Origin of the sequence: Streptomyces sp. NPDC091287 (assembly GCF_044768525.1) — a bacterium.
In the GTDB taxonomy this organism is placed as follows: Bacteria; Actinomycetota; Actinomycetes; order Streptomycetales; family Streptomycetaceae; genus Streptomyces.
The window spans coordinates 130,918-142,889 of the sequence record NZ_JBIVUV010000010.1 but is presented as its reverse complement, the minus strand read 5'-3'; the positions used below and the strand labels follow the sequence as shown (position 1 = coordinate 142,889).

General features: G+C 73.3%; 7 protein-coding genes. All 7 read left to right on the top strand.

Annotation, left to right across the window (positions count from 1 at the left end):
• Nucleotides 1–9: 9 nt before the first annotated feature.
• The 7 genes from ACIQRW_RS18875 to ACIQRW_RS18845 all read left to right on the top strand — a co-directional run bounded on the left by ACIQRW_RS18875 (nucleotide 10) and on the right by ACIQRW_RS18845 (nucleotide 11,972).
• A complete protein-coding gene (locus ACIQRW_RS18875) occupies nucleotides 10–1,212 on the top strand; it encodes a hypothetical protein (protein WP_403761363.1) in 1,203 nt (400 codons plus the stop codon).
• 122 nt (nucleotides 1,213–1,334) lie between these two features.
• Nucleotides 1,335–2,117: a TIGR03936 family radical SAM-associated protein gene (locus tag ACIQRW_RS18870; RefSeq protein ID WP_403761361.1), complete on the top strand. Its 783-nt coding sequence runs from the start codon at nucleotides 1,335–1,337 to the stop codon at nucleotides 2,115–2,117.
• A gap of 228 nt (nucleotides 2,118–2,345) precedes the next feature.
• Nucleotides 2,346–6,602, top strand: coding sequence for an Rne/Rng family ribonuclease (locus tag ACIQRW_RS18865; RefSeq protein WP_403761358.1), 4,257 nt, complete (start codon nucleotides 2,346–2,348; stop codon nucleotides 6,600–6,602).
• Nucleotides 6,603–6,936: 334 nt separating this feature from the next.
• Nucleotides 6,937–8,055, top strand: coding sequence for a DegT/DnrJ/EryC1/StrS family aminotransferase (locus ACIQRW_RS18860; RefSeq protein WP_403761354.1), 1,119 nt, complete (start codon nucleotides 6,937–6,939; stop codon nucleotides 8,053–8,055).
• Nucleotides 8,052–9,071 (top strand): Gfo/Idh/MocA family protein, encoded by a 1,020-nt coding sequence (locus tag ACIQRW_RS18855; RefSeq protein WP_403761351.1) that lies wholly within the window; start codon nucleotides 8,052–8,054, stop codon nucleotides 9,069–9,071. Before ACIQRW_RS18860 ends, ACIQRW_RS18855 begins: the two co-directional genes overlap by 4 nt.
• Nucleotides 9,068–10,681 carry a glycosyltransferase family 2 protein gene (locus ACIQRW_RS18850; protein ID WP_403761349.1) on the top strand — a complete coding sequence of 538 codons (1,614 nt, stop codon included), beginning with the start codon at nucleotides 9,068–9,070 and terminating at the stop codon, nucleotides 10,679–10,681. The genes ACIQRW_RS18855 and ACIQRW_RS18850 overlap by 4 nt, the downstream gene beginning before the upstream one ends.
• A 4-nt stretch (nucleotides 10,682–10,685) precedes the next feature.
• A complete protein-coding gene (locus ACIQRW_RS18845; RefSeq protein WP_403761346.1) occupies nucleotides 10,686–11,972 on the top strand; it encodes a nucleotide sugar dehydrogenase in 1,287 nt (428 codons plus the stop codon).

Below are 11,972 nucleotides of genomic sequence, written 5' to 3'. Positions count from 1 at the left end.
CTTGGCGGTATGGACTACGGCAAGCACCAGGCCCCACAGGGGTACGAACCCGGCGAAGGCGTGTTGACCACGCTGATCAGGATCCCGGTGCGGATCGTGGTCGTGGTGCTCGTCCTGCCCGTCCGCATGGTCTGGGACGCGCTCGCCGCCCTCTGGCACGCCGCCGACCGTGTCCTGCTGCGCCCGCTCGGCCGGGCCCTGGCGTGGCTCCTCGCCACCCTCGTCACGACCCCGCTGACCTGGCTGTACACCTGGGTCCTCACCCCGCTCGGCAAGGCCGCCTCCTGGCTGGCCGTCGCCCTTCTCCTCTGGCCCTGGATCGGCCTGTGGCGGTACGTGATCGTCCCCGTCGCCCGCTACGGGATCGCCGCGCCGGCGGCATGGCTGTACCGGGCCGTCCTCACGCCGCTGGGCCACGGCCTGCGCTGGATCGGCACCGCCCTGCTGGTCCCGGCGGCACGCGGCCTCGGAACCGGCCTGGCCCGGCTGTTCGCCACCCTGCTCGTCCTGCCGGTCGCAGCTCTGTGGCGGTACGTGATCGTGCCCGTGGTCCGCTACGGCATGGTCGTCCCGGTGGTGTGGCTGTACGAGGCCGTCCTCAGCCCCATCGGCCTCGGCACGGCCTGGGTCCTGGGCAAGCTGTGGCAGGGCACCGCCTGGGTGCTGGGCCGGCTCTGGCGGGGGATCGCGGCCATCGGACACGGGCTGGGCACCGCCGTCACCTGGCTGGTCATGACCCTGCTCGTCGCCCCCGTCTCCTGGACGTACCGCCGGCTTCTCGCCCCGGTCGGCCGGGAGATCGCCGCCGCGTTCGAGGTCGCCTGGCGGATCACCGGGTATGTCTCCCGGGCCGTCGGGCGGGCCCTCGCCACGATCGCCCGGTACGTGATCGGCGCGCCGGCCTCCTGGGCGTACCGCACCGTGTGCACCCCCGTCGGCCACTTCCTGCGCGACTCCGTGTGGGCCCCGGCCCGCCGCGCCGCCGCCGAGGCGGGCCGGGCCGCCCGCACGGCCCTCGCGTCCGCCCGGGAAACCGTGCGCCTAGCGCGCCGCGACGCGTGGCGGGCGCTGGTCGGCTCCACGGACGGCGCACGGTCCCGGGAACCGGCGGGGATCCCTGCGCGTACTCTGGGTAGTACAACGACTGTCCCCAGCGCGGCGCAGGCGTCCGAGACCCCTCTGCTCGGCGAGAAACTCGTCAAGCGGGGGTGAGCCGGAGCGGCACCCGGGGGCCACCCGAATCTCGTGGGCGGCGCGCCACCGCGCCCGCCCCGCACCGAGGAGAAGAACCACTGGGCAAGCGACAGCCCGAAGGCCCGCCGCCCGCACCGGCAGTGCAGCGCATCCGCCTGCGCTACACCAAGCGCGGCCGCCTCCGGTTCACCAGCCACCGAGACTTCCAGCGGGCCTTCGAGCGGGCACTGCGCCGCTCCGAGGTGCCCATGGCGTATTCGGCGGGCTTCACCCCCCACCCCAAGGTCTCCTACGCCAATGCCGCACCCACCGGCACGGGCAGTGAGGCGGAGTTCCTGGAGATCGCCCTCACCGAGGCGCGGGACCCCGAGGTCCTGCGCGGACTGCTCGACGAGTCGATGCCGGACGGCCTCGACATCATCGACGCGGTGGAGGCCCGCACCTCGGGCCTGGCCGAGCGGCTCACCGCGTCCGTCTGGGAGATGCGCCTGGACGGCGTCGATCCCGAGGACGTCCGAACCGCCGTGGCCGCGTTCAACGACGCCGGGACCGTGGAGGTCCAGCGCAAGGCGAAGAACGGCATCCGGACGTTCGACGCCCGTGGCGCCGTCGCCGACCTGCGGGTCGTCGACGCTCCGGCCGATAGGCCGGTCGAGCGGCCCTGTGCGATACTGCGCCTGGTTGTTCGGCACGTGACACCTGCCGTGCGACCCGACGACGTCCTGTCCGGTCTCCGAGCTGTGGCCGACCTGGCGCCGCCCGTCCCCGCCGCGGTGACGAGGCTGGCGCAGGGGCTCTTCGACGAGGAGTCCGGCACGGTGACCGACCCGCTCGCGCCCGACCGCGAGGCCGCCCCGACCGCACATCCCGCGGTCGCCGGGGCAGCCGTCGCGACGGCGCCGGAAGGTGCAGGTTCCGCGTAAGGCGGTCGTTGTAGCGCAGCCCTCCGACTCGGGAGCCACCTGGGTCGGGCCGCGCACTGACCCATAAGACTTTCGCCAGGCCGTAGGCACACCGCAGACGGAACCGGCGAGCCAGACATCAGTTCCCGTGTGGCGCCCGCGCCCCGGACGGCGGTATCGCACCACTGCGGACCGTGCCGGACCGGAATCAGACGCGGCGCCCGGGAGCACGACGGGAGAACCGCCCGCATGCCTCAGCCCAACGAACCCGGCACCACCGGGAACAACGAAGAGAACACCCCCGGGGACAAGCTGCCGCCGCGCCGCAGGCGCCGCGCCGCTTCCCGCCCGGCGGGCCCGCCCGGTGCGACCGTGGCCCCCGCCGAGGACGTCACGCCGGCCATACCGGCCGCCGGGTCCGCCGCCCCCGCCGCGGACGACACGCCCGGGGAAACGGTCGCCGAGACCGCCCCGCCCGCCCGTGCGCGCCGTCGCGCCGTGCGTAAGGCCACCGCGCCCGCCGGAGCCCCGGAGCCGGTGGAGAACACCGAGCCCGCCCCGGTCGCCGAGGCCCCCGCGCCGGCCGCCGCCGAGGAGGAGCCCGCCGCGCCCGCGCCGCGCACCCGCCGCCGCGCGGTCCGCAAGGCCACCGCCCCGGCCGGTGCGCCGGAGGCCGCCGAGACCGTGGCCCCGGTCGTCGAGACCCCGGCCGAGCCCGCCGAGGAGGCCGAGCCCGAGGAAGAGGCCGAGGCCGTCGTCGAGGAGCCCCCGGCGCCCCGCCGCCGTCGCGCCTCCCGCAAGGCCACCGCCCCCGCGGGCGCCCCGGCGGCGGCCGAGGCCGCCGTCGTGGTCGAGCCGGCCGTCGCCGCCGAGCCCGCCGCCGTGGTCGAGCCCGCCGCTGCCGTCGTCGAGCCGGAGCCCGCCGAGGCCCCTCGCGGCCGTGCCCGCCGCCGTGCTTCGGCCCCCGCCGGCACGCCGGGAGCAAACGCGCCCGTCGACGAGACGGTGACCGAGCCGACGCCCGTCGCCGCCGAGGCCCCCGCGGCCGAGGCGGAGGCCGTCGAGGAGACCCCGGCCCCGCGCGCCCGCCGCCGCGCGTCCCGCAAGGCGTCCGCGCCCGCCGGTACGCCGCAGCCGGCCGCCGAGTTCGTCGAGACCCCCGCGGAGCCCGTCGAGGCCGGCGAGAGCCTGCCCGCCGCCGTCGCCGAGGAGCTCGCCGCCGAGGTGGAGGAGGTCGAGGAGGCCGCCCCGCGCGGACGCCAGCGCCGCCGGGCCACCGCCGCCGCCGGTCGCCCCGAGTTCACCACCAAGCCCGAGGAGCCGACGCGCAAGGGCCGGCGCGCGACGCGCCCCGCCGTCGCCGTCTTCCAGGCCCCGGTCTTCGCCGAGCCGATGTTCCAGACCCCCGAGACCGCGGCCGCCGCCGCTGCCGCGGCCGGTTCCTCCTCGGCGCCCGACGAGGCCGACGAGGTCGAGGAGCAGCAGACCGCCGAGGTCGAGCAGAGCGCCCCGCCCGCCGAGGCCGCGCCGCAGGGCGGCTCGCGCCGCCGTCGTCGCCGCCGTGGCGAGGCCGACGGGACCGAGCAGGCCGCCGAGCCCGCCGCTCCTGTGGAGGCGCCCGCCGAGCAGCCCGCCGACGAGGCCCCCGAGGCCGAGACGGACGAGCACGAGGGCGAGGACACCGACGAGTACGGCGACCGCCCCTCGCGCCGTCGCCGTCGCGGCGGCCGTCGCCGCCGTCGTGGCGAGGCCAATGACACGGACGACGAGCAGCAGCCCGCCGAGCAGGCCGCGCCCGCGCCGTCCCGCGCCGAGGAGCCCCGCTCCGAGGACGAGCAGGACCGGGGCCGGGGCCAGGGCTCGGACGCCGACGACGAGCACGACGAGGACGACGACTCCTCGGCCTCCGGGTCGAGCAGCAGCCGCCGTCGCCGCCGTCGCCGTCGCCGCAGCGGTGACGCCGCCGCCGAGGCCGACCACGGCACCCCCGACGACCCGGAGCGTACGGTCGTCAAGGTCCGCGAGCCCCGCAAGAAGGAGGAGCGCGAGCCGGGCACCGGTTTCGACGAGGTCCAGTCCATCAAGGGCTCGACCCGTATGGAGGCCAAGAAGCAGCGCCGCCGCGAGGGCCGCGAGCAGGGCCGCCGCCGGGTCCCGATCATCACCGAGGCGGAGTTCCTCGCCCGCCGCGAGGCCGTCGAGCGCGTGATGGTCGTCCGCCAGAGCGGCGAGCGCACCCAGATCGGCGTCCTTGAGGACAACGTGCTCGTCGAGCACTACGTCAACAAGGAGCAGGCCACCAGCTACGTCGGCAACGTCTACCTGGGCAAGGTCCAAAACGTGCTGCCGTCCATGGAGGCCGCCTTCGTCGACATCGGCAAGGGCCGCAACGCCGTCCTGTACGCCGGTGAGGTCAACTTCGAGGCGCTCGGCATGGCCCATGGGCCGCGCCGCATCGAGACCGCGCTCAAGTCCGGCCAGTCGGTCCTGGTCCAGGTGACCAAGGACCCGATCGGCCACAAGGGCGCGCGTCTGACCAGCCAGGTCTCGCTGCCCGGCCGCTACCTCGTCTACGTGCCCGAGGGCTCGATGACCGGGATCAGCCGCAAGCTGCCCGACACCGAGCGCTCCCGCCTCAAGACCATCCTCAAGAAGATCGTCCCCGAGGACGCGGGCGTCATCGTGCGCACCGCCGCCGAGGGCGCGAGCGAGGACGAGCTGCGCCGTGACGTCGAGCGGCTCCAGGGGCAGTGGGAGGACATCCAGAAGAAGGCGAAGGGCACCAGCGGCTCCAACGCGCCGACGCTGCTCTACGGCGAGCCGGACATGACCGTCCGGGTCGTCCGCGACATCTTCAACGAGGACTTCTCCAAGGTCATCGTCAGCGGCGACGAGGCATGGGAGACCATCCACGGTTACGTCTCGCACGTCGCGCCCGACCTCACCGAGCGGCTCTCCCGCTGGACCTCCGAGGTCGACGTCTTCGCGACGTACCGTATCGACGAGCAGCTGATGAAGGCGCTGGACCGCAAGGTCTACCTGCCCAGCGGCGGTTCGCTGGTGATCGACAAGACCGAGGCGATGATCGTTGTCGACGTCAACACCGGCAAGTTCACCGGCCAGGGCGGCAACCTGGAGGAGACCGTCACCAGGAACAACCTGGAGGCGGCCGAGGAGATCGTGCGCCAGCTGCGGCTGCGCGACCTCGGCGGCATCGTCGTCGTCGACTTCATCGACATGGTGCTGGAGTCCAACCGGGACCTGGTGCTGCGCCGGCTCCTGGAGTGCCTGGGCCGCGACCGCACCAAGCACCAGGTCGCCGAGGTCACCTCGCTGGGCCTGGTCCAGATGACCCGCAAGCGGGTGGGCCAGGGTCTGCTGGAGTCCTTCTCCGAGACCTGCGTCCACTGCAACGGGCGCGGCGTCATCGTCCACATGGAGCAGCCGACGTCCGTCGGCGGTGGTGGTGGCAAGAAGTCCAAGAAGCGCGGCCGCGGCGGCGCGGGCCAGGACCACGAGCACGGTCACGACCACGAGCACGGTCACGACGAGCACGCGGCCGAGCCCGCCGAGACCGAGGCCGAGCTGGCCGCGGAGGTCGCCGCCCCGGTGGCCGTCGAGCCCGAGGTGACCGCCGACGAGGAGTTCTACGGCAGCCCCGCCGAGGCGGAGGCGGCCGCCACGCGAGGCCGTGGCCGCCGTCGGGCCTCCCGCAAGGCGTCGGCCCCGGCCGGCGCCCCGAGGGCCGAGGCGTCCGCCCCGGTCGTCGAGGTACCCGTCGCCGAGGCCCGGCCCGAGCCGGTTCTCGACACGCCCGCTGTGGAGGCCCCGGAGACCCCCGAGGCCCCCGAGGCTCCGGTCGAGGCCGCGCCCCAGGGGCGCCCGCGCCGTCGGGCCACCCGTAAGGCGACCGCCCCGGCGGGTTCGCCGAAGCAGGCCGAGACCGCGGAGCCGGTCCGGCCGGCCGAGCCCACCACGGACCCGGTCGCGGTCGAGGACCCGGTCGTCGAGGCGCCCGCCGTCGAGACGCCGGCCCCCGAGGCTCCGGAGGAGAAGGCCCCCGAGGCCGAGACCCCCGTGGCCGCCCCGCCGCGCGCCCGGCGCCGGGTGACCCGCAAGGTCACCGCACCGGCGGGCTCGCCCACCGGGTCGGACGACACGGAGGTCGTCGTGGTCGCTTCGGCGCCCGAGGCGAAGGCCCCGGAATCCGACGGCGAGGGAGTGGCGGGAGCGACGGGAGCGGCGGAATCCGGAACAGCGGATTCCGAATCCGAATCCGCGGAGTCGGCCCCGGCGAAGAAGACGGCTCGCAAGGCCGCGGCCAAGAAGGCGCCGGCGAAGAAGGCGGCCGCCAAGAAGACCGTCGCGAAGAAGACCGCCGCCAAGAAGACAACGGCCAAGACGGCCGCGAAGAAGACGACGAAGAAGACCGTCGCCGCTGAGCAGTCGTCGCCGTCCGTAACGGCTTCCGCGCCTTCCGTGGAGGGCGAGTCGTCGACCGGCTGATGAATCCGTAACCGGTTGTTCATCTAAAGGTGTCCCGCTCCGAGTACATCGGGGCGGGACACCTGCTTTGTTTCAGAACTGATGCAAGGGCCGGTTAACGAGCCCGAAATGGGCTGAGAAATCCCTGATAATGTGACGGCGGTTGCCACGCGTGTGAGCGTTCTTCACGGAAACTACGGTTGGTGACAAGGCCCGGCGAACCTACCGACCGGGCCGGATTCCTCGGCAGGGCGTCGGCATCGCGCCGGTGGGGTTACGCGCGACCTCGGTAAGACGTCCCGCACCCGGAGCTCTGCCTGGTAACGAGCTCTTGCGGTGTTCAAGGAGGACGTTCATGACGAGCATCAACGAGCAGCCGATTCCTGCTGCCCGCCCGGTCATCGGGGAAGACGAGATCGAGGCCGCGGTACGCGTGCTGCGCAGCGGTCGCGTCGTGCAGGGCCCGGAGGTCGCGGCCTTCGAAGAGGGCTTCTCCCGCCTGGTCGACGACCGGCACTGCGTCGCCGTCAACTCGGGGACCTCGGCCCTCCACCTGCTGCTGCTGGCCCTGGGCATCGGCCCCGGCGACGAGGTGATCGTCCCCTCCTTCTCCTTCGCCGCCTCCGCGAACGCGGTCCGCCTCGTCGGAGCCGACGTGGTGTTCGCCGACATCGAGCCGGGCAGCTTCGGCCTCGACCCGGCGGCGGTCGAAGCCGCGATCACGCCGCGCACCGCCGCGATCATGCCGGTGCACCTCTACGGCCATCCCGCCGCGATGGACAAGCTCATGCCCATCGCCGACAAGCACAAGCTCGCCGTCGTCGAGGACGCCTGCCAGGCCCACGCCGCGGCGCTGAACGGCACCCCCGTCGGCGCGTTCGGCGCGGGCGGCACGTTCAGCTTCTACCCGACCAAGAACATGCACTCCCTGGAGGGCGGCATGGTCACCACGGCCGACGCCGAACTGGCGCGCACCCTGCGTCTGCTGCGCAACCAGGGCATGGAACAGCGGTACGCCAACGAGATCGTCGGCGCCAACATGCGGATGACCGACGTGTCCGCCGCCGTCGGCCGCGTACAGCTCGGCAAGGTGGAGGCATGGACCGAGCAGCGCCGCGCCAACGCCGCGTACCTCGACGCCCACATCACCGCCCCGGCCGTCACCACGCCGCCGGTGGCCGAGGGCGCCCGGCACGTCTACCACCAGTACACCGTGCGGATCAGCGGTGACCGGGACGCCGCGATGGCGAAGCTCACCGAGGCGGGCATCGGCAACGCGGTCTACTACCCGACGCCGATCCACCGGCTCAAGCCCTACTGGGAGCCGGACCAGAAGGCAGGCCGCACCTGGGACCTGCCCGAGACCGAGCGGGCCGCCGCCGAGGTGGTCTCGCTGCCCGTCCACCCCTCGCTCACCGAGGGCGACCTGGAGCGGATCGCCGCCGCGGTGAACTCCCTGGGGGAGAACCTGTGAGCGCCGTACTGAAGGCCGGACTCATCGGCCTCGGCTCCATGGGCCGCCACCACGCCCGTGTCCTCGCGAGCCTGGAGGGCGTCGAGCTGGTCGGCGTCGTCGACCCGATGGGCGACAAGAACGGCTGGGCCCAGGGCGCCCCCGTCCTCGCCACCGTCGAGGAGCTCATCGCCCTCGGCATCGACTACGCCGTCGTGGCCTGCCCGACCGCGCTGCACGAGGAGGTCGGCCTCCAGCTCGCCGACGCCGGTGTCAGCGCCCTGATCGAGAAGCCGCTCGCCGACACCGTCGAGGGCGCCCGCCGCCTCGTCGACGCGTTCGAGTCGCGCGGCCTGGTGGCCGGCGTCGGCCACATCGAGCGCTGCAACCCGGCCCTCCTCTCGCTCCGCGCCCGCCTGGAGGCCGGCGAGCTGGGCGACGTCTACCAGGTGGTCACGCGCCGCCAGGGCCCGTTCCCGCACCGGATCGCCGACGTCGGCGTGGTCAAGGACCTGGCCACCCACGACATCGACCTGACGGGCTGGGTCACCGGCCGGACGTACACCTCGATCGCCGCTCACACCGTCTCCAAGTCCGGCCGCCCGCACGAGGACATGGTCTCCGCCGTGGGCCAGCTGTCCGACGGCACGATGGTCAACCACCTGGTCAACTGGCTGAGCCCGCTCAAGGAACGCTTCACCTCGGTCACCGGCGAGCGCGGCTGCTTCATCGCCGACACCCTCACGGCCGACCTCACCTTCCACTCCAACGCCGCGGTCACCACCGAGTGGGAGGCGCTGCGCGCCTTCCGCGGGGTCTCCGAGGGCGACATGATCCGCTACGCCATCCCCAAGCGCGAGCCGCTGCTCGTCGAGCACGAGCTGTTCCGCGACGCCGTACAGGGCAAGCCGGCCGACATCTGCACCCTGCGCCAGGGGCTCCGTACGGTCGAGGTGGCCGCCTCCGTGCTGGAATCCGCCACCAGCGGCACCACGGTGCTGATCCCGGCGGACCAGGGGCAGGAGCCCAGAAGGTGACCACACCCGATGTCACGGTGGTCGTGGCCGTCTACAACACGATGCCCTACCTCACCGAGTGCCTCGACTCGCTGGTGGGCCAGAGCATCGGTCACGAGCGGCTCCAGGTCGTGGCGGTCGACGACGGTTCGACCGACGACAGCGGCAAGGAACTCGACCGCTACGCGCAGCGGTACCCGGGCGTCTTCACTGTCGTCCACCAGCCCAACTCGGGCGGCCCGGCCGCTCCGAGCAACCGCGCCCTCGACCTGGCGGCCGGTCGCTTCGTGTACTTCATCGGCTCGGACGACCACCTCGGCGAAGAGGCGCTGGAGCGGATGGTCGCCTGCGCCGACGCCAACGAGTCCGACGTGGTCGTCGGCAAGATGGTCGGCACGAACGGGCGTTACGTCCACCAGAAGCTGTACACGGGCAACCGTGACGTCACCCTCGACGACTCCGAGCTGCCCTACACCCTGGCCAACACCAAGCTCTTCCGCCGGGAACTGGTCGAGAAGCACGGGCTCCGCTTCCCCGAGGACATGCCGGTCGGCAGCGACCAGCCGTTCACCATCGAGGCGTGCGTCCGGGCCCGGAAGATCTCCGTGATCTCCGACTACACCTGCTACTACGCGGTCAAGCGCGGTGACGCGAGCAACATCACCTACCGGGCGAACCACCTGGCCCGGCTCCGCTGCGTCCAGCGGATCATGGAGCACACGGCCGCCCTGATCCCCGCCGGCCCGCGGCGTGACGCCGTGTTCAAGCGGCATTTCGACTGGGAGCTGACCAAGCTCCTGCAGAAGGACTTCCCCACGCTCGACGCCGACACCCGCCGCCAGGTGTGCGAAGGCGTCGGCGCCCTGGTGGACGCCTACTTCACCGACGGCCTGCGCGACGGCACCGGGGTCAAGCGCCGGGTGCGCTTCGGCCTCGCCCGGAGCGGCGCCGTCGACGAGCTCACCCGCGCCATCGCGGAGGAGACCGAACACGGAGCACCGCCCTTCCTGCTGGAGGGCGACCGGGCCTTCGCCACCTACCCCGGGTTCCGTGACCCGGCCGTCGGCCTCGACGAGCGGTACTACGAGGTCCTCGGCGAGTCGGTGGCCGGCCGCCTCTCCGCCGGCACACGACTGGAGTCGGCCGACTGGGAGCAGGAGGGCACGGACTTCGCCTGCGTCCTGCGGGTGCGCGCCGGCATCACCGGCGACACCTCCTCGGCCGTCGTCGCCCTCGCCCAGGGCGCCATGCCGCAGAGCGCGGACAAGTCCGGCGCGCGCAAGCTGCCCGCGGACGCCCCGCGCCCGGAGCGTGGCGGCACGCTCACCGCCGAAGCGGCGAAGGACGGCGGCACCCTGCTGACCGCCCGTATCCCGCTGGCGCTCACACGCACCAAGAGGGGCGCCCGCCTTTACGTGGACGTGGCGGGCACCCCGTACGAGATCCCGGTCCGCACCGAGGGGCTGCCGATGCCGCTGGCCCGCCGGTGGGGGAGCACCGACCCCCACCGGGTGGCGGCGAACACCAACGCGAAGGGCCGGCTCGTGATCACGACGGCCCCCCTGCGGGAACCGAAGCCCAGTGTGGGCGCACGGCTGCGCCGCGCACTGTCCAGGTCGAAGAGGAAGTAACCCGATGAATATCTGTGTAGTCGCGCTCGGCAAGATCGGACTTCCGCTCGCCGTGCAGTTCGCAGCCAAGGGCCACAAGGTCATCGGCGCGGACGTCAACGAGAAGGTCGTCGAACTCGTCAACGCGGCCACCGAGCCGTTCCCCGGTGAGCACGACCTCGACCGCCTGCTCAAGGAGACGGTCGGCGCCGGCCTGCTCTCCGCCACGACGGACACCACGGCAGCGGTCGCCGCTTCCGACGCCGTCGTGGTCGTCGTCCCGCTCTTCGTGGACGCCGAGGGCACCCCCGACTTCGGCTGGATGGACTCCGCCACCAAGGCCATCGCGGCGGGCCTGAAGCCCGGCACCCTGGTCAGCTACGAGACCACGCTGCCGGTCGGCACCACCCGTACCCGCTGGGCGCCGATGCTGGCCGAGGGCTCGGGCCTGACCCCCGGCGAGGACTTCCACCTGGTCTTCTCCCCGGAGCGGGTGCTCACCGGCCGGGTCTTCGCCGACCTGCGCCGCTACCCCAAGCTCGTCGGCGGCATCGACGAGGCGTCCGCCGAGCGCGGCGTCGCCTTCTACGAGGCCGTCCTCGACTTCGACGAGCGGGAGGACCTGCCCCGCCCCAACGGCGTCTGGGACCTCGGCACGGCGGAGGCCTCCGAGCTGGCGAAGCTCGCCGAGACCACCTACCGCGACGTCAACATCGGCCTGGCCAACCAGTTCGCCCGGTTCGCCGGCCAGAACGGCATCGACGTCAAGAAGGTCATCGAGGCCTGCAACAGCCAGCCCTACAGCCACATCCACCAGCCCGGCATCGCCGTCGGCGGCCACTGCATCCCGATCTACCCGCGGATGTACCTGTGGAACGACCCGGAGGCGACCGTCGTGCGCTCGGCCCGCGAGGCCAACGCCGCGATGCCCGCGTACGCCGTCGACCTGCTGGCCGCCGCCTACGGCGACCTGGACGGCGTCGGGGTCCTGGTGCTGGGCGCGGCCTACCGCGGCGGCGTCAAGGAGACCGCGTTCTCCGGCGTCTTCGGCGTCGTCGAGGCCCTGAAGGCGCGGGGCGCGGTGCCCTTCGTCTCGGACCCGATGTACACCCCCGAGGAGCTGACCGCCCTCGGCCTCGTCCCGCACGACGCCCACCAGGCCGTCACCGCCGCCATCCTCCAGGCCGACCACGCCGAGTACCGCGAGCTGGCCGCCGCCGACCTCCCGGACGTCCGCGTCCTGGTCGACGGCCGCCGCACCACGGACCCGGCGAACTGGGCCGGCGTGCGCCGCGTCGTCATCGGCGGCTGA